The 24,360-nt window shown below is 61.9% G+C and carries 19 protein-coding genes, 1 tRNA gene and 1 riboswitch; of the genes, 9 read left to right on the top strand and 11 right to left on the bottom strand.

The features are described 5' to 3' along the window. Positions 1-5: 5 nt before the first annotated feature. The 4 genes from AB5Y70_RS15225 to aceA all read left to right on the top strand — a co-directional run bounded on the left by AB5Y70_RS15225 (position 6) and on the right by aceA (position 4,163). A tRNA-Pro gene (locus AB5Y70_RS15225) sits at positions 6-82 on the top strand. Positions 83-339: 257 nt separating this feature from the next. Beyond that, the gene (locus AB5Y70_RS15220; RefSeq protein WP_164882083.1) at positions 340-480 is read left to right on the top strand and encodes a hypothetical protein; all 141 of its coding nucleotides are present in this window, start codon (positions 340-342) and stop codon (positions 478-480) included. Between the two features lie 692 nt (positions 481-1,172). Next, on the top strand, positions 1,173-2,780 hold the full coding sequence (aceB, locus tag AB5Y70_RS15215; protein ID WP_102948621.1) for a malate synthase A: 1,608 nt from the start codon (positions 1,173-1,175) through the stop codon (positions 2,778-2,780). A 69-nt stretch (positions 2,781-2,849) separates the two neighbouring features. Then, positions 2,850-4,163: an isocitrate lyase gene (gene aceA, locus AB5Y70_RS15210; RefSeq protein WP_041213155.1), complete on the top strand. Its 1,314-nt coding sequence runs from the start codon at positions 2,850-2,852 to the stop codon at positions 4,161-4,163. A gap of 206 nt (positions 4,164-4,369) precedes the next feature. Here the strand turns inward: aceA and hda are convergent, their stop codons facing one another. The 3 genes from hda to upp form a co-directional block, all read right to left on the bottom strand. Continuing rightward, entirely contained in the window at positions 4,370-5,071 is a 702-nt protein-coding gene (hda, locus tag AB5Y70_RS15205) for a DnaA inactivator Hda (RefSeq protein ID WP_049636846.1), read from the bottom strand. A gap of 102 nt (positions 5,072-5,173) precedes the next feature. Then, positions 5,174-6,202, bottom strand: a complete 1,029-nt coding sequence (locus AB5Y70_RS15200) for a DUF2066 domain-containing protein (protein ID WP_049636845.1) — start codon at positions 6,200-6,202, stop codon at positions 5,174-5,176. Positions 6,203-6,342: 140 nt separating this feature from the next. Next, positions 6,343-6,969: a uracil phosphoribosyltransferase gene (gene upp, locus AB5Y70_RS15195; RefSeq protein WP_005302745.1), complete on the bottom strand. Its 627-nt coding sequence runs from the start codon at positions 6,967-6,969 to the stop codon at positions 6,343-6,345. Positions 6,970-7,145: 176 nt separating this feature from the next. Here upp and purM point away from each other — a divergent pair, with 176 nt between their 5' ends. After that, the gene (purM, locus tag AB5Y70_RS15190; RefSeq protein WP_010675274.1) at positions 7,146-8,183 is read left to right on the top strand and encodes a phosphoribosylformylglycinamidine cyclo-ligase; all 1,038 of its coding nucleotides are present in this window, start codon (positions 7,146-7,148) and stop codon (positions 8,181-8,183) included. 32 nt (positions 8,184-8,215) lie between these two features. After that, on the top strand, positions 8,216-8,854 hold the full coding sequence (gene purN / locus AB5Y70_RS15185) for a phosphoribosylglycinamide formyltransferase (RefSeq protein ID WP_049636858.1): 639 nt from the start codon (positions 8,216-8,218) through the stop codon (positions 8,852-8,854). A 114-nt stretch (positions 8,855-8,968) separates the two neighbouring features. On the opposite strand, the gene AB5Y70_RS15180 is transcribed toward purN, so the two are convergent. The 5 genes from AB5Y70_RS15180 to AB5Y70_RS15160 all read right to left on the bottom strand — a co-directional run bounded on the left by AB5Y70_RS15180 (position 8,969) and on the right by AB5Y70_RS15160 (position 14,880). Continuing rightward, positions 8,969-9,730 (bottom strand): Nif3-like dinuclear metal center hexameric protein, encoded by a 762-nt coding sequence (locus tag AB5Y70_RS15180; RefSeq protein WP_049636844.1) that lies wholly within the window; start codon positions 9,728-9,730, stop codon positions 8,969-8,971. A 107-nt stretch (positions 9,731-9,837) separates the two neighbouring features. Then, positions 9,838-11,172, bottom strand: coding sequence for a sigma-54 dependent transcriptional regulator (locus AB5Y70_RS15175; RefSeq protein WP_010675277.1), 1,335 nt, complete (start codon positions 11,170-11,172; stop codon positions 9,838-9,840). Positions 11,173-11,242: 70 nt separating this feature from the next. Continuing rightward, positions 11,243-12,277: a PAS domain-containing sensor histidine kinase gene (locus AB5Y70_RS15170; protein ID WP_049636843.1), complete on the bottom strand. Its 1,035-nt coding sequence runs from the start codon at positions 12,275-12,277 to the stop codon at positions 11,243-11,245. 105 nt (positions 12,278-12,382) lie between these two features. Beyond that, complete coding sequence (locus tag AB5Y70_RS15165; RefSeq protein WP_049636842.1) at positions 12,383-13,801, bottom strand: sigma-54 dependent transcriptional regulator; 1,419 nt, start codon at positions 13,799-13,801, stop codon at positions 12,383-12,385. Positions 13,802-14,040: 239 nt separating this feature from the next. After that, on the bottom strand, positions 14,041-14,880 hold the full coding sequence (locus AB5Y70_RS15160; protein ID WP_049636841.1) for a DUF2726 domain-containing protein: 840 nt from the start codon (positions 14,878-14,880) through the stop codon (positions 14,041-14,043). Positions 14,881-15,138: 258 nt separating this feature from the next. Here AB5Y70_RS15160 and AB5Y70_RS15155 point away from each other — a divergent pair, with 258 nt between their 5' ends. From AB5Y70_RS15155 to ppx, 3 genes are all read left to right on the top strand, one after another. After that, positions 15,139-15,651, top strand: coding sequence for a glycine cleavage system protein R (locus AB5Y70_RS15155; RefSeq protein ID WP_010675281.1), 513 nt, complete (start codon positions 15,139-15,141; stop codon positions 15,649-15,651). Positions 15,652-15,727: 76 nt separating this feature from the next. Then, positions 15,728-17,797 carry a polyphosphate kinase 1 gene (gene ppk1, locus AB5Y70_RS15150; protein ID WP_010675282.1) on the top strand — a complete coding sequence of 690 codons (2,070 nt, stop codon included), beginning with the start codon at positions 15,728-15,730 and terminating at the stop codon, positions 17,795-17,797. Continuing rightward, positions 17,787-19,277, top strand: a complete 1,491-nt coding sequence (gene ppx / locus AB5Y70_RS15145; protein WP_042864118.1) for an exopolyphosphatase — start codon at positions 17,787-17,789, stop codon at positions 19,275-19,277. The genes ppk1 and ppx overlap by 11 nt, the downstream gene beginning before the upstream one ends. 58 nt (positions 19,278-19,335) lie before the next feature. Here the strand turns inward: ppx and mgtE are convergent, their stop codons facing one another. The 3 genes from mgtE to flgK all read right to left on the bottom strand — a co-directional run bounded on the left by mgtE (position 19,336) and on the right by flgK (position 24,359). After that, positions 19,336-20,679 (bottom strand): magnesium transporter, encoded by a 1,344-nt coding sequence (mgtE, locus tag AB5Y70_RS15140; protein WP_041213161.1) that lies wholly within the window; start codon positions 20,677-20,679, stop codon positions 19,336-19,338. A 123-nt stretch (positions 20,680-20,802) separates the two neighbouring features. Next, a riboswitch (M-box (ykoK) riboswitch) is annotated at positions 20,803-20,972 on the bottom strand. A gap of 177 nt (positions 20,973-21,149) precedes the next feature. Then, complete coding sequence (flgL, locus tag AB5Y70_RS15135; protein ID WP_005329788.1) at positions 21,150-22,358, bottom strand: flagellar hook-associated protein FlgL; 1,209 nt, start codon at positions 22,356-22,358, stop codon at positions 21,150-21,152. A gap of 3 nt (positions 22,359-22,361) precedes the next feature. After that, positions 22,362-24,359 carry a flagellar hook-associated protein FlgK gene (gene flgK, locus AB5Y70_RS15130; RefSeq protein WP_052815057.1) on the bottom strand — a complete coding sequence of 666 codons (1,998 nt, stop codon included), beginning with the start codon at positions 24,357-24,359 and terminating at the stop codon, positions 22,362-22,364. Between the last annotated feature and the right edge of the window lies 1 nt (position 24,360).

The following is a 24,360-nucleotide window of genomic DNA, read 5'->3' as shown; positions in this document are numbered from 1 at the left end:
TCCGTCGGTGTGTAGCGCAGCCAGGTAGCGCATCTGCATGGGGTGTAGAGGGTCGGAGGTTCGAATCCTCTCACACCGACCAAATTCCCCGAGAATAGCCCAGTCAAACGACTGGGCTATTTTTTTGCCTGCACGCCCGACGCTTGCCTCTTTTCCCTCTCGCCTCCCCCGTTCATCAGGTCGCCGCTTTTTATTGGCATGAATTTTATACAGAACCACTTGAAGCTTTCATAAAGTGCCGCTAGGATACGCAACTTTTCCGCCGGCCATAAAAACAGGGAGGTGGACACTAGGGTGATGGAATCACCGACCGGCTTGCAATCAATGAGGCAAGCATCCATGACCCAAGCTGTTGACTCCCAGCCCGTTCAGCCCCTGATCTCCCCCACGCCCTCCGAGCTCGATTCCGCAGAGCACGAGTTTGGCAGTTCAGTGCACCTCGATGTGATCGATCTCGCCGCCCCGGATGAAGATTACTAAGACGAGCCCGTGCCATAGTGCGGTTCAAGACGCCGGTTTTGCTGTCCGGCACCACCCTTGACCCAGGCAAACAGACCGCCACCGCAAAAAACGACAAAATGCTATTTTTTCTTCAAAAATCAGTTTAATTGACCATCTGCTGCGTTCCAACCTCCCTCTCCTTCATGGACACGCCGTGATACAAACCTACGTTATTGCTCGTCATTTCCCTCTCTCCTGTTCGCCTTCGCCATTTTGACTCAATTTGACATTTTAGTTTTAAACGCCAGTTCACTACCCGGTTACTTCATAGCCCCCATGCAGGCTGGATTGAACGAAGGCATTTCATACAGCTGTTTTTGCAAAGCTTGGAGTAATGTCGGGATTTGTTTTTGCATTTGTAATTTTATTACGTAATTAATTACATTTTTAACCCATCCCCTCTACCGAAATCCTCCCCCCTGCCGCCCCGGCAACCCAAGAGCATAACCATCTGCAAAGAGCTTTTGCACTAATCACATAAATCCATTTAAAACAGCATCTTAACTATCATCAAAAAACACCTGTTTTAAAAATCAAGTTGACGAATCCACCATTCTTTTGCACCTTATGAATCGTGTTACCCCGCTGTTATGGGGAGTTTGAAAGAAAGGGATATAGACGTTAGCCGTAGTTAATAAATTCAAAATGTAACTTTTGGAGGAGTACCCACTATGTCGGCACCGGCCCAGACCATCAGCAGCACCCGCCTGCGCATTCAAGGCGAGATGCTTCCCGATTACGCGCAGATCCTGACGCCGGATGCGGTGGCCCTGGTGTCCGAACTGGTGGAACGTTTCGCTCCCCAACGCAATGAGCTGCTGAAGCAGCGAGTCGCACGCCAGGCCCGTATCGATGGCGGCGAGTTGCCGGACTTCCTGCCAGAGACCGCCCACATTCGCGATGGTGACTGGACGGTGCGCGGCATCCCCGCCGATCTGCAGGACCGCCGTGTGGAGATCACCGGCCCGGTCGAGCGCAAAATGGTGATCAATGCCCTCAACGCCAACGTCAAGGTCTTCATGGCCGACTTCGAGGACTCACTGGCCCCGGCGTGGAACAAGGTGATCGAGGGCCAGATCAACCTGCGCGATGCGGTCAACGGCACCATTGCCTACCAGAGCCCGGAGGGGAAGGCCTATACCCTGAATCCCAATCCGGCCGTGCTCATCTGCCGGGTGCGCGGTCTGCATCTGCCGGAGAAGCACGTCACCTTTGATGGTGCCCCCATTCCCGGCGGCCTGTTCGACTTCGCCCTCTATTTCCTGCACAACCACAAGGCGTTGCTGGCCAAGGGCTCCGGTCCCTACTTCTACGTACCCAAGCTGCAGAGCCATCTGGAAGGGCGCTGGTGGAGCGAGGTGTTCGCCTGGACCGAGGACAAATTCGGTCTGCCCCGCGGTACCATCAAGGCCACCGTGCTCATCGAAACCCTGCCGGCGGTGTTCGAGATGGATGAGCTGCTCTATCAGATGAAGGATCACATCGTCGCCCTCAACTGCGGTCGCTGGGACTACATCTTCAGCTATATCAAGACCTTGAAAAACCACCCGGATCGCGTCCTGCCGGATCGTCAGGTGGTGACCATGGACAAGCCGTTCCTCTCTGCCTACTCGCGACTCCTCATCAAGACCTGCCACAAGCGCGGCGCGCTGGCGATGGGGGGCATGGCTGCCTTTATTCCGGCCAAGGACGCGGCCGTCAACGAACAGGTGTTTGCCAAGGTGCACGCGGACAAGCAGCGCGAGGCCGACAACGGCCACGATGGCACCTGGGTCGCCCACCCCGGTCTGGCCGATACCGCCATGGCGGTGTTCAACGCCACCATTCCGGCGGGTGCCCAGAACCAGATCGGCGTGCTGCGCGAGCAAGATGCCCCCATCACGGCCGCCGATCTGCTGGCCCCCTGTGAGGGTGATCGCACCGAGGCGGGCATGCGCACCAATATCCGCGTCGCCCTGCAATATCTGGAAGCCTGGATCAACGGCAATGGCTGCGTGCCCATCTACGGACTGATGGAAGATGCCGCCACCGCCGAGATCTCCCGCACCTCCATCTGGCAGTGGATCCGCCACGGCAAGACCCTCTCCAACGGTCAGGCAGTGACCAAGGCGCTGTTCCGCCAGATGCTGGCCGAGGAGCAGGAGGTGGTCAGAGGCGAAGTGGGCGAGGCCCGCTGGCAATCGGGCCGTTTCGCCGAGGCGAGCGCCCTGATGGACGAGATCACCTGCGCCGACACACTCATCGATTTTCTGACGCTGCCCGGCTACGAGCGGCTGTGAAACCCGGGCCGGTAACGGCCCCCATAACAAGTCAATGGAAACGTGAAATCAATGAAAGAGGGAACTGATATGGCACTGACCCGTGAGCAACAGATCCAGGCTATCGAGAAAGACTGGGCAGAAAACCCCCGCTGGAAAGGGATCAAGCGCGGCTACAGCGCCGAGGACGTGGTGAACCTGCGTGGCAGCCTGCAGCCGGCACACACTCTGGCCCAACGCGGCGCCGACAAACTGTGGGAGCTGATCCACGGCGGCGCCAAGAAAGGCTATGTAAACTGCCTCGGCGCCCTGACCGGCGGCCAGGCGGTGCAGCAGGCCAAGGCCGGCATCGAAGCCATCTATCTCTCCGGCTGGCAGGTGGCGGCGGACAACAACCTCTCCTCCACCATGTACCCGGATCAGTCCCTCTACCCGGCCAACTCCGTCCCCTCCGTGGTGGAGCGCATCAACAACTCCTTCGCCCGGGCCGACCAGATCCAGTGGGCCAACAAGGTTGGACCAGAGGACAAGGGCTTCATCGACTACTTCCTGCCCATCGTGGCGGATGCTGAAGCCGGTTTCGGCGGCGTGTTGAACGCCTTCGAGCTGATGAAGGGGATGATTGAAGCGGGCGCCGCCGGCGTGCACTTCGAAGATCAGCTCGCGTCCGTGAAAAAGTGCGGCCACATGGGCGGCAAGGTACTGGTCCCGACCCAGGAAGCGGTGCAAAAGCTTGTCGCGGCTCGCCTCGCGGCAGATGTCTGCGGCACCACCACCTTGGTCATCGCCCGCACCGACGCCAACGCAGCGGATCTGCTGACCACGGATGCCGATCCCTACGATGCCGGCTTCCTGACCGGTGAGCGCACCAGTGAGGGCTTCTACAAGGTGCAGGCCGGCATCGAGCAGGCCATCTCCCGCGGCCTGGCCTACGCCCCTTACGCCGACATGGTGTGGTGCGAGACCGCCAAGCCCGATCTGGACGAGGCGCGAAAATTTGCCGAGGCCATCAAGGCCCAGTACCCGGACAAGATCCTGGCCTACAACTGTTCCCCGAGCTTCAACTGGAAGAAGAACCTGGACGATGCCACCATCGCCCGCTTCCAGCAGGAGCTCTCCGACATGGGCTACAAGTACCAGTTCATCACCCTGGCGGGTATCCACAACATGTGGTTCCACATGTACGAGCTGGCCTACCAGTACGCCCGTGGCGAGGGAATGAAGCACTATGTCGAGATGGTGCAGCAGCCGGAATTCGCCGCCGCCGAGCGGGGCTACACCTTCGTGGCACACCAGCAGGAAGTGGGTACCGGTTACTTCGACAAGGTGACCACCGTCATTCAGGGCGGCCAGTCGTCGGTGACCGCGCTGACCGGCTCGACCGAAGAAGATCAGTTCCACTGATAGCTGTGTAATGCTCGCAAACAAACCCCGGCCAAGTCCCGGGGTTTGTCGTTATGGGGCTTAGAACCTCTCCCAGTAGGCGTAATCGTTGAAGGCAGTTTGAACACGGACAGCGCGCAGAAACCGGAGCGTACTGTAGTACGTGAGGATTTCGAGCACTGCCCAGGTTCAAAATGGCGAATAAGATAGCCTAATGGGATAGGTTTTCAGAGCTCGAGGATCTCTTTGACGAAAGGGATGGTCAGCTTGCGCTTGGCACGGAAGGAGGCGTTGTCGAGACGATTGAGGGTGGCAAGCAGGGTGCGCATGTCGCGGGAGAGGCGGTTGAGCAGGAAACGGCCCACGTCGATGGGCAGCTTGAAACCCCGCAGCTCGGCGCGCAGTTGCAGGGCGCTGAGTTTGCCCTCGTCGTCCAGCTCGTCGAGGTGGAAGCTCACTCCCCAGTCGAGACGGGACGCGAGATCCGGCAGTTGCAGCCCCAGCTTGCGTGGCGCGCTGCAGCCGGTAACGATGAGCGTCCCCTCCCCCTTCTCCTTCCAGCGATTGTAGAAGTCGAACAGGGCCCGCTCCCAGAGGGCGTTGCCGGCGATCGTCTCCAGGCTGTCAAGACAGACCAGGGGCAGGCTCTCCAAAGCATCGAGCATGCTGGGGTCGAGCTGTTCGAACTGATCGAGGGAGAGATAGGCCGCCGCCGCGTCGCGGGCGTTGACCTCGGCACAGGTAGCATGGAGCAGATGGGAGCGGCCCGACCCCTTGGCTCCCCAGAAATAGAGGAAGGGCGAGCCCTGACCGATGGCCGCATTCTTGAGGGCGGTGATCAGATGGGCGTTGTTGCCGGGATAAAAACTGACGAAGGTTTCATCATCCGGTAGTTGTACGGCTAAAGACAGTTGGGCCGGTTGCTTCACTCGTTGGGCTTTGACTGTGATATTTGCGGGCAAGTGTATCACCAGCGGGGCAGATAGAGAACCGCCCGGACCATGCCGGGCGGTCAGGATCCTTCCCCGGGATCAGGGCTGCGACCATTGATAGCGCAGGCCGCTCTCGTTGTCCTCCACCTGATGCAGCCGGCTCTCCAGTTGCAACCCCCTCACCAGCTCGGCCTTGTCCCCCTGCAGCGAGAGGTTGAAGGTCACCTTGTCCCCTTCCAGCTTGCCGATGGCCACCTTGGTGACACTGGCCATCCCCTGCAGCAGCTTCTGGATCTGGATCATGCCATCGATGTCGGACAGCCCCTCCACCACCAGGGTCTGGCTGGAGGCGACACCGGAGAGACGGGTACCGTACTGCTGCACCAGCCAACCGGCCAGGGCATCGGCAAAGCCCTTTGCCACCTCGGCCTGGGTACCTGAACCCGAGCCCTTGGTCAGCTCGGTCAGCTCTCCTGCCTGCGCCCCCGGCTTGGTCCCATAAAGACCCCAGTCGATGCTCCAGGCCTCCCCCTCCGGGGTGAGTTTGCCGAGCACCACCATTTCGGCGCCGTAACGCTGGCTCGCCTTGAGCACGGGATCGGCAAAGCGGCCCCAGACATCGGTGGCATTGACCGCCATGTTGTCATCCAAGTCCATCAGCGGGAGACTGACCGGCAGCCCCATGGCCTGGGTCTGGGCACGCAGCGCCTCGGACCAGCCATCGCCGGACTGATCCGGCAGAATGCGCCGCTCCCCTTCGTCGACCACCAGCCAGATGGCGACCTGCGGCCGCACCGGGCCCAGCAGGGCAAACTTGCTCTGGCCGACCAGGGCGTTCACCTTGGCCACATTGAAATCCGCCTTGAGAAACTTGACCGAGCCGATGTCCTGATAGCTGTATTGCTGCACGTAATCCGCCGGCGCCGCCAGGGCCTTCACCACATCCGGCTGGGTGAGGATATCGCGCTTGCCCGTCACCTTGACGAGCACATCCCCCAGCGCCTGGGACTGGGCGGCCGTCATGTCGCCACTGGTGGGAGCCTTGCCCTGATAGAGGTCGGTTACCTGGGCGGCCGACACCACGAGTGGCAGACAGCAGCAGAGGAGAGTCGCTAAGCGTTTCAGCATAAAGAAGATTCTCGAAATGGGGGATGGTGCTTATGGTAGCGGCAAGGCGCGCATGGCAGCAAGCAAAGGGGGGAGAAACAGCGGAGCCGGCAGGGTGCCGGCTCCGTTTGCGCGCCTTGGGCGCGGCGATGGGGTGATGCTTACTTGGTGCCGAAGATCTTGTCGCCAGCATCCCCCAGACCCGGGACGATATAGCCTTTCTCGTTCAACCCCTGGTCGATGGAGGCACAGAACAGCTCCACGTCAGGGTGAGCGGCTTCCAGCGCCTTGATGCCTTCGGGGGCGGCAACCAGCACCAGCACCTTGATGGACTGGCAACCTTTCTTCTTGAGCAGATCGATGGTGGCGATCATGGAGCCGCCGGTGGCCAGCATGGGGTCGATGACCAGGGCCAGACGCTCTTCGATGTTGCTGACGATCTTCTCGAAGTAGGGGACAGGCTGCAGGGTCTCTTCATCGCGATAGATACCGACCACGCTGACGCGGGCACTCGGCATGTGCTCCAGCACCCCGTCCATCATGCCAAGACCGGCGCGCAGGATGGGCACGACGGTGACCTTCTTGCCCTTGATCTGGTCAACTTCCACAGGGCCGTTCCAGCCATCGATGGTCACTTTTTCGGTTTCGAAGTCAGAGGTCGCTTCGTAGGTCAACAAACTGCCCACTTCCTTGGCCAGTTCACGGAAACGCTTGGTGCTGATGTCGCCTTCGCGCATCAGGCCGATCTTGTGCTTGACCAGGGGGTGTTTGACTTCAACGACTTTCATTATTATCTCCTCTAACCGGCGCCAAAAAAATCGCGGAATCATACAACAAAAGCCACGGCTTGTAGAGCTTTTCGATTCAAAAACGCGCAAACGATTTTCTTTCTGGTTTTTCGTGCCCGCTGATAGAATACGCCCCGAATTTTACCCTCCACTTCTTTATATGACGGGGAATACGCGTGACTGACAAAACCTCACTGAGCTACAAGGATGCTGGCGTAGATATCGATGCCGGCAATGCACTGGTTGAACGTATCAAGGGCGTGTCAAAACGCACTCGTCGTCCTGAAGTCCTTGGTGGTCTTGGCGGCTTTGGGGCCCTGTGTCAAATCCCTGCTGGCTACAAGGAACCGGTACTGGTCTCCGGTACCGACGGGGTGGGCACCAAGCTGCGTCTGGCCATCGACCTGAAGAAGCACGACACCGTGGGGATCGACTTGGTCGCCATGTGCGTCAATGACCTCATCGTGCAGGGCGCCGAGCCCCTCTTCTTCCTCGACTACTATGCCACCGGCAAACTGGACGTGGACACTGCCGCTGCCGTGGTCACCGGCATCGGCGCCGGCTGCGAACAGTCCGGCTGTGCCCTGGTTGGCGGTGAAACTGCCGAAATGCCTGGCATGTATGAAGGGGAAGATTACGACATCGCCGGTTTCTGCGTCGGCGTGGTGGAAAAGAGCGAGATCATCGACGGCAGCAAGGTTGGCGAAGGGGATGCCCTGATCGCCCTGGCCGCCAGCGGTCCCCACTCCAACGGCTTCTCCCTCATTCGCAAGATCCTGGAAGTCTCCAAGGCCGACGTGCAGCAGCCGCTGGGTGATACCACCCTGGCCAACGCCCTGCTGGAGCCGACCCGCATCTACGTGAAGCCCGTGCTCAAGCTCATCAAGGAGTGCGAGATCCACGCCCTGTCCCACATCACCGGCGGCGGCTTCTGGGAGAACATCCCGCGCGTGCTGCCCGCCAACACCCAGGCGGTCATCGACGAGCAGAGCTGGCAGTGGCCGGCGGTGTTCAGCTGGCTGCAACAGGCAGGCAACGTCACCCGCCACGAGATGTATCGCACCTTCAACTGCGGCGTCGGCATGATCATCGCCCTGCCGGCGGATCAGCTGGACAAGGCCCTGGCCCTGCTCAAGGCCGAAGGCGAGAACGCCTGGCACATCGGCCACATCGCCAAGGCGGCCGATGGTGAGGAGCAGGTCATCATTCAATGAATGATCGTATCAACGGCCAGATGACCTCCCCTATGAAACGCATCCTCGTCCTCATCTCAGGCAGCGGCAGCAACCTGCAGGCCATCCTCGACGGCTGTGCCGGCGGCAAGATTGCCGGTCAGGTGGTCGGCGTCATCAGCAACAAGGCTGATGCCTATGGCCTGGTGCGTGCCAGGGAAGCCGGGGTGGCAACCGCCATCCTGACCCAGCAGCAGTTCGCCAGCCGGGAGGAGTATGATGCCGCCCTGCTGGCCCTGATGGCGGATTATCAGCCGGATCTGGTGGTGCTGGCCGGCTTTATGCGGATCCTGAGCGCCGACCTCGTGCGTCACTTCGCGGGGAGGATGATCAACATCCACCCCTCGTTGCTGCCGAAATACCAGGGTCTGCACACCCACCAGCGCGCCATCGAGGCCGGTGATGACGAGCACGGCGCCAGCGTCCACTTCGTCACCGAAGAGCTCGACGGCGGCCCGGTGATCCTCCAGGCACGGGTCCCCATCTTCGAAGGGGACAGTGCAGACGAGGTGGCGGCCCGGGTCCAGGTGCAGGAGCACAGCATCTACCCCCTGGTGGTGCAGTGGTTCTGTGAAGGGCGCTTGCAGATGCGAGAAGGGTCTGCCTTCCTCGATGGCAAGCAGCTTGGCTTGGCAGGCTATGCCAGCGAGTAACCGCTAGCAGCCGTAAGACACAACAAGGGAGGCTCAGGCCTCCCTTGTCATTTCCATCGACCAGCGCAATGGCTGTCATCACGTCCGATGACGCCGCTGCGCGGCTAATCGGCCCTACACCGGATTGTCGATATCGATAAAGGTCACCTCCAACCCGTGTACAGTGGCGAGCCACTCTCCCAGCGCCTTGACGCCGTAACGTTCGGTGGCGTGGTGGCCTGCGGCGTAGAAGTGCATGCCCATCTCGCGGGCGGTGTGGATGGTCTGCTCGGAGGCTTCGCCGGAGATGAAGGCATCGATGCCCTGCTCCGCCGCCTGGCTGATGTAGCTCTGACCACCGCCGGTGCACCAGGCCACGGAGCGGATGAGCTCGGGACCACTGTCACCACAATGAAGCGGCTCGCGACCGAGACGCTCGGCAATCAGCTTGGCAAAATCGCTGCCGCTCATGGGCTCCTCCAGCTTGCCCACCATGGCGACGCTCTTGCTGTTCCAGGGTTCGAGGCCGCGACGCACCTTGATGCCAAGCAGCCTGGCAAGCTGGGCATTGTTCCCCACCTCGGGGTGCACGTCCAGCGGCAGGTGGTAGGCAAACAGGTTGATGTCGTGGGTCAAGAGGGTCTTGAGACGACGCTGCTTCATGCCGGTGATCTGGGCCTGCTCGCCGCTCCAGAAGTAGCCGTGATGAACCAGGATGGCATCGGCCCCGGCGGCCACGGCGGCATCGATGAGGGCCTGGCTGGCGGTGACGCCGGTTACCACCTTGCGAATGCGCTCGCGCCCCTCCACCTGCAGGCCGTTGGGGCAGTAATCCTTGATGGCATGGGGTTCGAGCAGGTGGTTGAGCAGGCTTTCCAGTTTACGATGAGAGATCATGGGGGTCTCCTAGCTGGGCTCCCCACGCACTGTGCGGGGAGCCGGATTCCGATCGTCAGAGCCCATGATAATCGAGCCGGACCGGCAAGGCCATGCGCCTGTCAGGCCTAGGCGGGCAGCTCGATGCCGGCGTCACGCATCTGGGCCAGCTTGTAGCGCAGGGTGCGCGGGCTGATGCCGAGCTTGTCGGCCACCGCTTTGCGACTGCCGTTGCACTCCTGCAGGGTGTCCAGAATGATCTGGTGCTCCTGCTGCTTGAGTTCGCCGCCAAGCCCCTCCCCTGACAGCCGCTCGAGCGGCCGCACCAGGGTCTCGTCCGTCTCCTCCAGGATCAGGTGCTCACAGTCGATGAGGCCGTCTGGACAGAGGATCAGGGCGCGCTGCACCACGTTGTCGAGCTCGCGCACGTTGCCGGGCCAGGGGTGAGCCATCAGACGCTCTCGGGCGTCCTCTGCGAGCTGCGGCGTCGGCAGCCCCATCTGGCTGGCATGGAGCGCCAGCAGATGCTCCGCCAGGGGAAGAATGTCCCCCGGGCGCTCCCAGAGCGCCGTCCAGCGCAGGGGGAAGACGTTGAGGCGGTAGTAGAGATCCTCGCGGAACAACCCGTCCTGCACCGCTTTTTTCAGATCCCGGTTGCTGGTGGCAATGACCCGCACATCGAGGGGGATCATTTTGCGGCTGCCGAGCCGCTCCACCTCTTTCTCCTGCAAGACCCGCAGCAGCTTGGCCTGCAGCCCCAGATCCATCTCGGTGATCTCGTCGAGCAGCAGGGTTCCTCCCTGAGCCTGCTCAAACTTGCCAGGGCACCCCTGCACCGCACCGGTGAAGGCGCCCTTCTCGTAGCCAAACAGGGTCGCTTCCAGCATGTTCTCCGGAATGGCGGCGCAGTTGATGGCGACGAAGGCCTGCTCTGCCCGGCTGGAGTGGTCGTGAATGTAGCGAGCCAGCACCTCCTTGCCTGTCCCGCTCGGGCCGGTCACCATGACGGTGGCTTCGCTTCTCGCCACCCGGGTCGCCAGCTGGAACAGCTCCGCAGTCCTGGGGTCCCCGTACACCACGGCACGCTTCTCCACCTTCTGGGCCGGCACATAACGGCTGACCTGGTTGAGCAGCACCTCGGGGGAGAAGGGCTTGGCCAGATAGTCGATCGCCCCCTCGCGCATGGCGCGCACCGCCCCGTCGATGTTGGCGTAGGCAGTCATCAGGAGCACCGGCACCTGGGGATATTGCTGGCGGATGTTGGCGAGCAGGGTCAGACCATCCATGCCCCCCATCTGGATGTCGGAGATCACCATGTCAAAGCGCTGACGGGACAGGGCAAGCAGGGCCCGCTCGCCGCTGTCCACCTCGCGGCACTCATAGCCACCGAGCAGCAGGGTATCCACCAGCGCCTCGCGCAGGCCGTTGTCATCTTCCACCACCAGAATGCGAGCCTGGGTCATGCCACACCTCCTACAACCAACATGGCCTTGTCGAGAATCATCTTCACCGGCGCTCCGGCTTTTGCGTGGCTCATGCCACGCCCCCCAACTGAACCTGTTGCTGATGCAGGGGGAAGGACAGGGTAAAACAGGTGCCCTCGCCAGGGACCGAGGCCACGCTCACCTCCCCCTGATGGGCTCGTACCACCGACTGCACCACCGCAAGACCGAGGCCCGTACCCTGGGATCGGGTGGTAAAGAAGGGTTCGAAGATCTGGTTGAGCAGGGAGGGGGCCATCCCCTTGCCGTTGTCGATGACCCGCATCTCCACCCGGTTGCCGCTGCGCACAGCGCTCACCAGGAGCGAATCGGCGCCGGCCTGCCGGGCATTGGCGATGAGGTTGTTGATGGCCCCCGCCAGGGCACTGCTGTTGGCAAGCAGACAGAGATCGGGCTCAGGGGCCTCCAGATGCAAGGCGCAGCCCTGCTGCTGGCAGAAGGCTTCGGCCCCCGCCTGCACTTCCGCCAGCAGGCCCTGCACCGAGAGGGGCGCCACCACCTGGTTGTCGCCATTGCGGGCAAACAGCAGGATGTCGTTGATCTGCTTCTCGAGATCCTGCAGGCGCGCCATCAATTTTTGCTGGAACTGGCTGCGGGATTCAGGCTTGAGGGTGCGGTTGGCCAGGTTGGCCGCATAGAGCATGGCGGCGGAGAGCGGGGTGCGGATCTGGTGCGCCAGGGAAGCCGCCATGTTGCCAAGGGCGGAGAGGCGCTTCATGTGGTTGACCCTGTCCTGCAACTGGCGGGTCTCGGTCAAGTCGGTAATGAACACCAGTTGGCCGGGCTGATCCGACAGTGGCTGGGTCGACAGCTGGACCCGGCGGCCGTCGCACAAGGAGATCTCGTGACCGTCATCCTCACGGGGTTCGAAACAGCGGGCAATGATCTGGCGCCAGGAAAGGCCCTCCAGTGGCTCTCCTAGCAGCGCCAGGGCGGCAGGGTTTGCGCGGGTGATCAGCCCCTCGCCATCGAGCAGCAGGACGCCGGTCGGCAGCGCCGTGAAGATGGCGTAAAGCTGACTCACTTCATGTGACTGGAGGGGGGCATCCTGCTGCAAGATTGTCATAAAGCTGACCTCAAACTGGCGATTGAGTCAGCTTATTCAATTTCCATGCCAGCAAAATAGGCGTTATTTATCAATGCATTGGGTCAATGCGTCAAAGCATTGACCTCAATTGTCCTTGCTCATGCCGTACTTCTTCATCTTCTCCACCAGGGTGGTGCGGCGCATGCTGAGCAGGTCGGCGGCGCGGGCCACTACCCCGTCCTGGGACTCCAGGGCCTGGCGGATCAGCTCCACCTCGAGGTCGGCCAGCATCTCCTTGAGGTTGACCCCCTCTTGAGGCAACTGCATGGGCAGGGGCATGGCGATGCCGGGATCCAGCTCTGGTGGGGACTGGAACACGGCAGCCAGGGCGTCCCGCTCGTCCATCTCGGTGAGCCGTTCATCTCGTGGCTCGCAGGGCAGCAGGCGATAGCGGCCGGGCAGATCCGCCACATCGACGATCTGGTTCGGATAGAGGATGAGCAGGCGCTCGATGAGGTTGGACAGCTCGCGCACGTTGCCGGGCCAGGCGTACTGCATCAGGGACTCCATGGCGCGCTGGGTCAGACGGATGATCCCCTTGTGCTGTTCGGCATGGCGATTGAGCAGCTCCTGCAGCAGCAGCGGGATGTCGTCGGCCCGATCCCGCAGGGGGGGCGTCTCGATGGGGAACACATTGAGGCGGTAGTAGAGATCTTCGCGAAATACCTGGGTGCGGATCATGGCTTCCAGATCCCGGTGGGTCGCCGCGATCACCCTCACATCTGCCTGGACGGCCTTGCCGCCCCCAACCCGGTCGAACTGGCGCTCCTGCAGCACCCGCAGCAACTTGACCTGCATCGGCAGCGGCATGTCGCCGATTTCGTCGAGGAAGAGGGTGCCCCCCTGGGCCAGTTCGAAGCGGCCGCGCCGGGCGGCAATGGCACCGGTGAAGGCCCCCTTCTCGTGACCGAACAGCTCGCTCTCGAGAAGCTCCGCCGGAATGGCGCCGCAGTTGATGGGCACGAAGGGGCCCGCGCTTCGGGCGGACAGCTCGTGGATGGCGCGAGCCACCACCTCCTTGCCGGTCCCGGACTCACCGAGGATCAGTACGTTGGCGTCGGTCTCGGCCACCTGGCCGATGAGACGGCGCACCTCCTGGATGCCCCTCCCCTTGCCCACCAGCAGGCGCAGCAGGGTCTGACCCTTGTCGTGGGTCTGATGACGGGGATGCAGGGAGATGAAGGCCTGGCAGAAGTGCAGGTGACGAGTGAGGGACTCATAGGTAAAGGGCGCCTCGGCCACCCCGATGAAGTTGCTGCAACCATGGCTCGCTGGCATCAGGGAGAGAAAGGGCAGACGAGGGTGGGCGGCAAGCAGCTCACTCAGGGCGCGCTCGCGCAGTTCCCCGGCCAGAATCCCCTGCAAGGGCCCGGCAGTCTCGATGGGCATATCGAGATCGCTCTCAACCACCTCCTGCCAGGGGATCCCCATGAAGGAGAGCACAGTCCCCAGTTGCTGGCGCCGCACATCATCGGCATCAACAAGCAGCACACCCATAGCCATCCTATCCATATTTTCACACCTGACGCCAAGTTATTGTTTTTTAAGTGCTTATTAAAACCAATTTCGCACTGTGTCATAAGGGGGACAAAGTGCCAAAATTCTGGCGGATTGTCAAAACTTGTCGCATCCTCCCGGACCCTGGCGGGACGGGGATCACGCTTCCAGCCAGATTGAGTATCGGATGAAAACCAGCGAAGGGGAAAGAATGACGCCGACAGGGCGCGGCGTCAGAGAAGGGATCAGTGCTTCACGCTCTCCTGGGGAGCGGCATAGCGGCACTCGGGAAACCGGCTGCAGGCGAGGAACAGGCGACCGGCGTGGGGACCCTTTCGTGCTTCCCGTGCCACCAGGGGCGCGGCACAGCGGGGGCAATGAGGGGTCGTCTCCCGGGGCTCCTCCTCATCCGGATCGAGGAAGGGATTCTCCTCCATCAACACCGGCATTGCCTCTTCGGCCTGGGGGGGCGGCACCTGGGGCTCCCTGGCAACCCCCGGGTGTGACGTGCCCAGATCGACACCATCGAGCAGCAGCGGGCTGAAGGTCGGTTCGCGGCGCTCGCCGGGCAGCAGGTCATCCACCGGCGCCGTCGTTCTCGCCAGCAGGGGCAGCAGTTGCTCCCGCAACTCGTCGACCTGGTAGTGGCTGCTGGCCGGGATCTGCAACAGCGGCAGACCGGCGCCATCGCAGGCCGCCTTCAGGAAGAGATCCCGCGACTTGCGCTTCTGGTGGCGGTGCCCCTCGTCATCCAGCTCCACGGCACACAGGAAAGAGAGATCCGCCGGGTGGCAGAGCAGAAAATCGAAGTGCTTCTCCCCTATCTTGCCGAGCGCCTGCTGGCGCTTGCCTTTGCCAAGGTGCGCCTCGGGCGTCAGTACATAGGAGGCTCGTACCTTGACAAAGACACGGGCCTTGTCCCCCACCGCCTGATCCAGCACCCCGAAGAAGGTGCGCTCCGCTGGGCTCATCAAGGTTTCCTGCAGATCATAGGGCTCGGCTTTGCCCCCTTTCTCCCTGCGCCAGACGATCACCAGCAGGAGCAACCCCAGCAACACGGCTCCCGATACGACAAGGCTATTCATACACGCACATCCCGTTTACAAGACAAATTCAGTTCACACCAGAGGAAGGGGCACACTCTACCACGGGGAAAGCGACTCAGGCAGCGCAGAAATCAAGCCCGTCCCGGCATTCGCGTTTTTTCACTGAATTTGCGCAAGGCGGGCTTCATATGGCCTGTCACAGCAGGCACAATGCTAGAGTCCATGGACGTTCTGGCGCACTCCCCGTCACCGCCAGGTGTCAACGGACCCCACGCAGCCCCATTCAAGGAGAGCAGGATGCAAAAGCAATTGGTCGTCACCGTGATCGGCGCAGACAAACCCGGGATCGTCGAGAGCCTGGCCGATACCATCACCCGGCAGCAGGGCAACTGGCTGGCCAGCTCCATGAGCGAGCTGGCGGGGCAATTTGCCGGCATTTTGCACGTCGCCGTGCCTGACGAGCATTACCGCAGCCTATGCGAGGCTCTGGTGATGCTGCCTGGCCTCACCGTGAGCTTCGCCGAAGGGCAGCTGAGCCCGCAACCGGCCCATCAGGTGATGCTGAGCGTCACCGGCAACGACAGACCGGGCATCGTCCACGAAGTGGCCAGCATCCTGCGACAGCTCAACATCAACGTCGCCGACCTCACCACAGGTTGCGAACCTGCGCCCCACTCAGGCGCCCCCCTCTTCTATGCTCACGCTCTGGTGGCCCTGCCGCCGCAGCTCGAACTGGACGATCTCGTCACGGCTCTGGAGTCCCTCTCCGACGACCTCGTCGTCGACATCGATCAGGATCTGAGCGAATAGTGTCGCCTGTCATAAATTTGTCATGGTTTGACGCCATAACTTCCGCGCAGACGCAACCAGAGCAAAGAGGCACCAGATGAGCACCGACAAGCAGTATGAAGAGAAAGAGCTTAGCTGGCTCTCATTCAATGAACGGGTGTTGCAAGAGGCGATGGACAAGACGGTACCCCTCATCGAGCGGGTCCGCTTCCTCGGGATTTTCTCCTCCAATCAGGACGAGTTCTTCAAGGTACGGGTGTCGGACGTCAAGCGCCGCATCCTCATCAACGAAGTCCACGGCGGCGACGACGAGGCCAAGGTGCTGCTGCGCGCCATCCAGCAGAAGGTGATGGCGCTCGGCGAGGCGTTCGACAACACCTACAAGGAGCTGCTGATCGCGCTGGCCCGCCACAACATCTTCCTGGTGAACGAAAGCCAGCTCTCCGAGTCCATCCAGCAGTGGCTGCGGATCTTCTTCCGGGAAAAGGTGCTGCGCCACATCATCCCCATCCTCCTCAACAAGGAGGTCAACCCGGTCAAGTTCCTGAAAGACGAGCACACCTATCTCGCCATCGAGATGAAGAAGAACGGCCAGGTGATCCAGTACGCCCTGGTGGAAGTGCCCACCGACGATCTGCCCCGCTTCTTCCAGCTACCGCCGGAGGGCACCCGTCGCAAGAAGCAGATCATCATCCTGGACAACGTTATCCGCTTCTGTCTGGACGAGATCTTCAAGGGCTTCTTCGACTACGACGAGATTGCCGCCTACGCGGTCAAGCTGACCCGGGATGCCGAATATGACCTCTCCGACCAGCTGGACCTCAGCCTGGTGGACAAGATGAGTGACGGCTTGAAACAGCGCCTCACCGCCATGCCGGTGCGCTTCGTCTACGAGCGGGAGATGCCGGCGGCCATGATAAGCTTCTTGAAGCTCAAGCTGCAGATCAGCTCCTACGACGCCATCATGCCCGGTGGGCGCTATCACAACTTCAAGGATTTCATCGGCTTCCCCAATGTGGGCCGGGATTATCTGGAAAACCCCAAGTTGCCGGCGCTGGATTGCCGCGACTTTGACGGCTTCGTCAACGCCTTCGACGCCATCGCCAAGCAGGACATCCTGCTCTACTACCCGTACCACAAGTTCCACCACTTCACCGAGCTGGTGCGCCAGGCGGCCTTCGACCCGGCGGTCAGCGCCATTCGCATTAACATCTACCGGGTGGCCAAGAAGTCGCGGATCATCCACTCCCTCATCGACGCCGCCAACAACGGCAAGAAGGTGACCGTGGTGGTGGAGCTGCGCGCCCGCTTCGACGAGGCGGCCAACATCGACTGGGCCAACATCCTGACCGACGCAGGCGTCAAGGTGGTGTTCGGGGTGCCCAGCCTCAAGATCCACTCCAAGCTCTGCCTCATCACCCGCCACGAGAACGGCGAGGCGGTGCGCTACGCCCATATCGGGACCGGCAACTTCAACGAGAAGACCGCCAAGATCTACACAGACTTCTCCCTGCTGACCCGCCATCCGGACATCACCGCCGAGGTGGAGAGCGTGTTCGAGTACATCGAGTACCCGTACCGGCGCTACAAGTTCAACCACCTGCTGGTCTCCCCCATCAACAGCCGCCGCCAGCTCTATCGCCTCATCGACAACGAGCTGGCCAACGCCAAGGCGGGGCAACCCAGCGGTATCACCCTCAAGATCAACAACCTGGTGGACAGAGACCTCATCAACCGGCTCTATGCCGCCGGCCAGGCCGGGGTGCCCATCCAGATGATCATCCGGGGCATGTGCGCCCTGCGCCCGGGGGTGCCGGGCCTGAGCGACAACATCCGGGTCATCAGCATCATCGACCGTTTCCTCGAACATCCGCGGGTGATGGTGTTCCACAACAAGGGCAATCCTCAGCTCTATATCTCCAGTGCCGACTGGATGAGCCGCAACATCGACGGTCGCATCGAGGTGGGCACCCCCATCTATGACGAGCGGCTCAAGCAGCGCATCCTCGATATTCTCGAGCTACAACTGAGTGATACCTGCAAGGCGCGGGTGATCGATGCCGACCAGAAGAACGAGTACGTGAAGCGGGGCAACCGCCGCAAGGTCCGTTCCCAGGTGGCGATTTACGACTACCTCAAACGCATAGAGTCAAACCATGGACAATAGTCTGTACGCCGCTGTCGACCTGGGCTCGAACAGCTTCCACATGGTCATCGCCCGCCTCACCGAGGGGCGGATGCAGATCATCGATCGCATCAAGGAGCGAGTGCGCCTCGCCGAAGGGATGGACGAGCAGCGCCGCATGTCCCCGGAGGCCATGGCGCGCGGGCTGGACTGCCTCGCCCTGTTCGCCGAGCGGCTCACCAACATCAAGCCGGATCAGATCCGCATCGCCGGCACCTACACATTGCGCCGCGCCAGCAACGCCCGCGACTTCGTGCGCGAGGCAGCCAAGGTGCTCAACCACCCCATCGAGATCATCAGCGGCCAGGAAGAGGCCCGCCTCATCTATCAGGGGGTCGCCCATACCCAGCACATCGAGGGCCAGGTGCTGGTGGTGGACATCGGCGGCGGCAGCACCGAGCTCATCATCGGCGAAGGGTTTGAGCACAAGGCGCTCACCAGCCGCAAGATGGGCTGCGTTAGCTTCACCCAGAGCTTCTTTGGCAACGGCAAGCTCGGCGAGAAGGCCTTCAACGCCGCCGTGTTGGAAGCCCAGCATCAGCTCGCCCCCATCATCAACCAGTACCGCAAGCTGGGCTGGCAGAGCTGCCTCGGCAGCTCGGGCTCCATCCGCACCGTGCGCGACGTGTTGCAGGGGGAAGAGTGGACCGATGGTGCCATCACCCTGGCGGGACTGGAGCGGCTGAAAGAAGAGATGCTCAAGCACAAGCGGGTCGACCAGCTCAAGCTGGCGGGCCTCACCGAGGAGCGTCAGGGGGTGTTCGCCGCCGCGGTGGCCATCCTGCTCGGGCTCTTCACCTCCCTGCCCATCGAGCGGATGGAGTACTCCGACGGCGCCCTGCGCGAAGGGTTGCTCTACGAGTTCGAGGAGCGTCTGCAGCATCACGACATTCGCGAACGCACCGCGCTTGCACTCAGCACCCACTATCGCATCGACAAGCGCCAGGCCACCCGGGTGGAGAGCAGCGTCCTCTCCCTGTTCGACGCCCTGAGCGGCCCCTGGGAGATGCCGGAAGAGCCCTATCGCGCCATCCTCGGCTGGGCGGCGCGGCTGCACGAGATCGGCCTTGCCATCAACTACAGCGGCATCCACAAACACTCCGCCTACATCTTGCAAAACACCGACCTGCCCGGCTTCAACCAGGACGATCAGGCCTTGCTGGCGGCCCTGGTGCGCTTTCATCGCAAGGGGCTCAAGCTCTCCGAGCTGCCGGCCCTGCCCAACCACGACGAGCAGACGGTGCTGCGCTGCATCCGCATCCTCCGCCTCGCGGTGGCGGCCCACCACAGGCGTCAGGACAACCTGCTGCCCGAGTGGAACGTGCAGGCCGCCGGGGATCAGCTGGTGGTCACCCTGCCCCTGGACTGGTGCGACGAGAACAAGTTGCTGATGCAGAACCTGGAAAAGGAGCACCGCTACTGCCACGAGCAGGGCTGGCCCCTGCTGTTCCAGCTCGGGTAACCCGCCCCTCTGTGCAAAAAGGCAGCCGATGGCTGCTTTTTTTGTCTCTTGTCTTTTCCTACTGCAGATCCGGCAGGATCAGCTTGGCTATCTCGAAGTAGATGATGAGGCCGGTACCGTCCACCAGGGTGGCGATGAAGGGGGCGGAGACCACCGCCGGGTCGATGCGAAAGCGACGCAGCACCATGGGGATCACCGAGGCGACGGTGGCGCTCCAGAGCACGATGGCGACGATGGTCAGGGTCACCACCATGCCGATCTCGGGCCCCACCCCCAGGCTCCAGGCCCGCACCCAGGCCGCCAGCGCGATGGCGGCCGAGATGAGCAGACCGGTGGAGATCTCCTTTTTCAGCACGGTGCCGAGGTTTTTCAGGCTCACCTCCCCCACCGCCATGGCACGCACTATGGTGGTGGTGATCTGGGTACCGCTGTTGCCACCGGTACCGATGAGGAGCGGGATGAAGAAGGCCAGGGCGATGGCTGCCTCCAGCTGCTCTTCAAAGGCCCGCAGCACGGTGCCTGTGTAGGCTTCCGCCACGAACAGGATCAGCAGCCAGCCCACCCGCTTGCGCCACAACTGCCAGGGGGTCGCCTGCAGATAGGGGGTATCCAGCGGCGAGGAGCCCCCTTGCAGCTCCGCATCCTCGGTGGACTCCAGCTCCAGGATGTCGGCGGCATCGTCCACGTGGAAGACCCCCACCAGACGCCCCTGATCTTCCACCGGCAGGAGCGAGAGGTCGCGGTCAATGAGCAGGCGGGCCGCCAGCTCCTGATCCGCCCGGGCGTTGATGCGCACCGCCTCCCCCTCCATCAGCTCCCCTACCGGCAGCAGCGGATCGGCGATCAGCAGCGACTTGAGGGAGACGCTGCCAAGCAGGCGCTGCTCGCCGTCAACCACATAGAGATGACCAAACAGCCTGGCCTGATCCCAGGCGCCGTGGATCAGCTGCTTGGCGCTTTCCACCGTCGCATCGGCCTCCACTGCCAGGTATTCGTGGCGCATGTTGGCCCCCACCGACTCGTTCGGCCAGGCCAGCAGGGACTGGAAGGCTTTGCGGGCGGGCTCCGGCAGCCGGGCGAGCAGGGTCTTGCGATCGTGCTCGTCGAGCCTGCGCAGGATGGCCAGCAGGTCACGACGGGCCAGGGTGCCCTGCAGTATTCCCACGATGCTGCCATGCAGCCTGAGCAGCAGATGGCCGGCACACTCCGCCGGGAGGGAGGCGAGCAAGGACGCCCCTTCCGGCATGGAGAGGGTATCGAAGATGCAGTTGAGCTCTTCCGGGCGCAGGGTCAGAAGCTGATCGGCACGGGCCACCGGATCCAGGTTGTGCGCCAGCCAGTTGCGCAGGGCAACCGGGTCGAGCAGTTGATGACGATTGAGCAGGGTGTGTGTTTTCTTCATCACAGATGTCCTCATGTGATTTCAGGCGAACCTGAACGCCTCCGGCACCTGGCCGGATGCAACGGCAAGAAAACAGCAATTTGATTGACGAGTAACAGGCAGGAAATGACGCCGTCCGGCGTGTTTTCATCCCCACGTACCAGCTTTAGCACTGCATAACGTATCCGGCATGCCGGAAGCCACTTGGGTTGACACCTTAATCCGATGAAAACTGTCCTGATCTTGGGCGTCTCTGGACGTCGTGAGATCAGTGGCCTGTGTTTATGCAGGAGCCTCGCCTAACGAGATGCTGCGAACATTGATTGCACGGCGCTACCGTGCGGGCGGCATCATCTGCCCAGGCGCAGGTCGAGTCAAGGCAAACGGGCCCCTGGCAACGGGTTGTTACAAATTGGCCGGACGGCGGGCCCTTCATGAAACGAGGCTCCCCCGTGCGTGGCACGGGGGAGCCTGCGGTCAACGGACGAACGTCAGCGGATATAGTCGAATAGGGTCAGCTTGCTTATCTTGCTGAAGGCGAGCTGGGAGGCGCTCATGGCTGCATCCTCCTTGGAGAGGGCCGCGATCACCTCGTACATGTCCGCCTCGGACACCTTGGCCCGCGCCTGCTGGTTCAGGGTGCTGAGTCCATCGTTGGAACTCATCACCTGCTCCAGGCTGTTCATCCTTCCCCCCAGCTCCCCCAGTCCCCGGTCTATCTTGGTTCTGGCGTTGCTCATGTGGGTGGTGGCATCGGAGACCGCCAGCTGGAAATCGCTCTCGGACAGGGTCGGATCACGCATGGCGGAGATGAAATCGGACATGCCATTGAGGATGTTGTCGTTTTTCGGGGTATCCAGCACGAAGTTCTGGGTCGCCGACCCCGCAGGGAGGTCGAGGGTGAGCGCCAGGCCGTTGAAGGGGATCTTGTTGCCCGCCACATAGTCGCCGCTTTGCAGCAGGGTGCCACCGCTGTCACGGATCTCGTAGGTGTCCGGCGGCCCGGCCAGGGTGCTGACCGCATATTGGTTGCTCGGCAGGGAAGAGTCATAGTTGTTGCGATAGAAGCTCTCGAAGTTCCCCTGATCCGCCACCGACACCTGGATGTTGCCACTGGCGGCGCTGGCAGTGCGCCGGGTCGCCACTATCTCGAACAGATCGAAACCGGAGTCGTTGGCCGGGATCTGCACCGTGGGTGAGACCTGGATGTTGCGCTGCCCCGTGTCCCCCTGGAACACATAGTTGCCACTGGCATCCTTGACGAAGGGCTGGGTCTTGCTCTGATTGCCGCCGAAGATGTACTCCCCCTGGGAGTTCTTGCTGTTCATCAGGTCGAACATCTGCTTTTGCAGCCCCTCCAGCTCGCTCGCGATGGCGCTGCGCTCCTCGGAGCCCATGGCGGAGTTGTTCGCCTTCTGGATCAGGGTCTGGGCACTCAGCATGGCGCTGTTGAGGGAGGTCAGCACCGTCTCCTCGTGGCCCAGGCTGTTCTCCAGCAGGCTGCCGTTGACGCCGTACTGCTTGAAGAGATCGATCTCCTTGGTCAGCGCCATCTTCTGGCTCATGCCGGCCGGGTCCTCCCCGGAGCGGGAGAATTTATCCCCCGTCATCAACTGGTTGTAGGCGGTGTTCTGGCGCTCGCTCACCTTGCTCATGGAGGCAAGGTTGCGGTCATAGATCATGTTGGTGGTGATGCGCATGACTTACCTCACGGAGGAGAGCAGGGTGTCGAAGATGGTCTTGGCGGTATTCACTATCTGGGCCGAGGCCGCATAGGACTGCTGGAAGCGGATGAGGTTGGCCGCCTCCTCCTCCAGGTTGACGCCGGAGACACTTTCGAAGATGGCGGTACTCTGGGTCAGCTTCGCCTCGTTGGCCTGCAGCAGGGTCTTGGCCTGACTGGTCTTGTTGCCAATGCCGCTCACCAGACCCGAGTAGGCATCGTTGAAGGTCATCTTGTCGTTGCTGGTGGCGGCGTTGTTGTTCTTGCGCACCAGCTCCTTGTTCTGCAGCTCCGCCAGCGCCAGGCCGTTGGCGTTGTCCGCAAAGCCGTCCTTGTTGTAGCTGAGCGTGAAGCTGTCGCTGGCCTCCACCTTGCCGGTGATGCTGAACTCATAGCCCGGGCTCTGGGTCGGATCGGCGTAGACCTTGGGCCCCCCAAGGGGACTCTCGAGGGCGGCCATCAGGTTCTTTCCCTTGCTGGAGGCGGGGGCCACACCGAGCAAGTTGTTGTTCTTGTCATAGACCTCGTAGTTGCCGCTGCCGTCGATCTTGATGACCTGGGGTGCACTCGGGTCCAGAGTGTTGGTGCCAAAACCCGAGCCCGTGCCGGTGTTGTAGACACCGCCCAGCGTTATCTCGCCCGAGCCCAGGTTCTGGGATCCCTTGTCCGCCTTCAGGGGGGATGCCAGCGCGATATCCTCGGGACGGGTGATCGCCTGCTCCAGGTTGGCAGCCGCATTCCGGGTGGGTTGCAACAAGATCTTGTCACCTGCGACCGGAGTGCCGGAGAGATCGATTTCGATGCCGTGCCCCGCCACCTCGAAGGTGGCTGGCGGCGTGGTCCCCGTGGCGAGCGAGGTACGCTGCCCGCTGCCGTCGATGGCGAATACCTCGTAACCGGTGGCGCTGTTGAACCGCACCTCGTAGTCGAAGGTGGTGACCTCGCTCCCCTTGCCGGGGACGAAGCTGACGCTGGCCGCCCCGTTACCCTGGTTGCTGGCGTAGGGCAGCCCCTGGCTTCCCTTGAGGGTGAAGAGATCCCCCCCAAGCTCGTTGTCGAGATCCATCCCCAGCCGGTTCTGCTGGTTCATGGCATCCCCTAGGGCGACGGCCAGCTGCCCCAGCTCCCGCTTGGCGGGCTCCAGATCCCGGCGCGCGGTGAAGAGGCCACCGATGGCACCGCCAATATCCTTGTCGTTGATGCTGGCCTGGTTCTTGCCCAGGGTCAGCTGCAGGGAAGGCTCACGGGAATCCGGGTCCCCCGGCACCACCTTGAACTGGGCCACGCCGCCATCGAGCACCAGGGAGTGCCCTGTGCTCATGTTGACCAGCATGCTGCCATTGGGCTGGGTCACGGTGCGGATCTCCATCTTCTCGGAGAGCTGGCGAATGGCCTCATCCCGCTGATCGAACAGCATCAGGTTCTCTTCAGGGGAGCCCTGGGTGCGGACGATGGCCTGGTTCAGATCGTTGATGCTGTTCAGCAGGCTGTTCACCCTGTCCGTCTCGTCCCCTATGGTGGCGTTGATGGTATCGGACTGCTTGTCGAGCTGGGCGGAGAGGGTATGGAATCTGTCCACCATGCCGCTCAGTTCACTCAGGGTCGTCTTGCGCCCCCCGATCTCGGACGGTGACTCGTTGGCGGTGTGGAAAGCCTTGAAATAGGAGGTGATGGTGGTCCCCACGCTGTTGCTGGCATCACCGAGCAGGCTGTCGAGTCGGAACAGTTGATCGTAGCGGGTGTTGGCCGCCTGATACGCGGACGTATCCCGGCGCACCTCGGCCTGGGCATAGGCGTTGATGATGCGCTCGCTCACCATGTCGCCCGTCCCCAATCCGACGGAATTGGTGTAGATCAGGGTGCGTTCACGTACATAGCCCTGGCTATTGACGTTCACTATGTTGTTGCTGGTGGTCTGCAGCAGTCGCTGCTGGGCCAACACACCCGAGGTCCCAATTCCAAGCAGATCGCTTGCCATA

Source organism: Aeromonas sp. s1(2024), assembly GCF_040908005.1.
GTDB classification, from domain to species: Bacteria; Pseudomonadota; Gammaproteobacteria; order Enterobacterales; family Aeromonadaceae; genus Aeromonas; species Aeromonas caviae.
The sequence above is the reverse complement of the archived record's forward strand: the minus strand, read 5'-3'. Positions and strand labels throughout refer to the sequence as shown.

Bases quoted from the DNA above. Each gene is read 5' to 3' on its own strand.
- AB5Y70_RS15220 (WP_164882083.1), top strand. From the start codon at position 340: ATGACCCAAGCTGTTGACTCCCAGCCCGTTCAGCCCCTGATCTCCCCC.
- aceB (WP_102948621.1), top strand. From the start codon at position 1,173: ATGTCGGCACCGGCCCAGACCATCAGCAGCACCCGCCTGCGCATTCAA.
- aceA (WP_041213155.1), top strand. From the start codon at position 2,850: ATGGCACTGACCCGTGAGCAACAGATCCAGGCTATCGAGAAAGACTGG.
- AB5Y70_RS15200 (WP_049636845.1), bottom strand. From the start codon at position 6,202: ATGCTGAAACGCTTAGCGACTCTCCTCTGCTGCTGTCTGCCACTCGTG.
- upp (WP_005302745.1), bottom strand. From the start codon at position 6,969: ATGAAAGTCGTTGAAGTCAAACACCCCCTGGTCAAGCACAAGATCGGC.
- purN (WP_049636858.1), top strand. From the start codon at position 8,216: ATGAAACGCATCCTCGTCCTCATCTCAGGCAGCGGCAGCAACCTGCAG.
- AB5Y70_RS15180 (WP_049636844.1), bottom strand. From the start codon at position 9,730: ATGATCTCTCATCGTAAACTGGAAAGCCTGCTCAACCACCTGCTCGAA.
- AB5Y70_RS15175 (WP_010675277.1), bottom strand. From the start codon at position 11,172: ATGACCCAGGCTCGCATTCTGGTGGTGGAAGATGACAACGGCCTGCGC.
- AB5Y70_RS15170 (WP_049636843.1), bottom strand. From the start codon at position 12,277: ATGACAATCTTGCAGCAGGATGCCCCCCTCCAGTCACATGAAGTGAGT.
- AB5Y70_RS15165 (WP_049636842.1), bottom strand. From the start codon at position 13,801: ATGGCTATGGGTGTGCTGCTTGTTGATGCCGATGATGTGCGGCGCCAG.
- AB5Y70_RS15160 (WP_049636841.1), bottom strand. From the start codon at position 14,880: ATGAATAGCCTTGTCGTATCGGGAGCCGTGTTGCTGGGGTTGCTCCTG.
- AB5Y70_RS15155 (WP_010675281.1), top strand. From the start codon at position 15,139: ATGCAAAAGCAATTGGTCGTCACCGTGATCGGCGCAGACAAACCCGGG.
- ppk1 (WP_010675282.1), top strand. From the start codon at position 15,728: ATGAGCACCGACAAGCAGTATGAAGAGAAAGAGCTTAGCTGGCTCTCA.
- ppx (WP_042864118.1), top strand. From the start codon at position 17,787: ATGGACAATAGTCTGTACGCCGCTGTCGACCTGGGCTCGAACAGCTTC.
- mgtE (WP_041213161.1), bottom strand. From the start codon at position 20,679: ATGAAGAAAACACACACCCTGCTCAATCGTCATCAACTGCTCGACCCG.
- flgL (WP_005329788.1), bottom strand. From the start codon at position 22,358: ATGCGCATCACCACCAACATGATCTATGACCGCAACCTTGCCTCCATG.
- flgK (WP_052815057.1), bottom strand. From the start codon at position 24,359: ATGGCAAGCGATCTGCTTGGAATTGGGACCTCGGGTGTGTTGGCCCAG.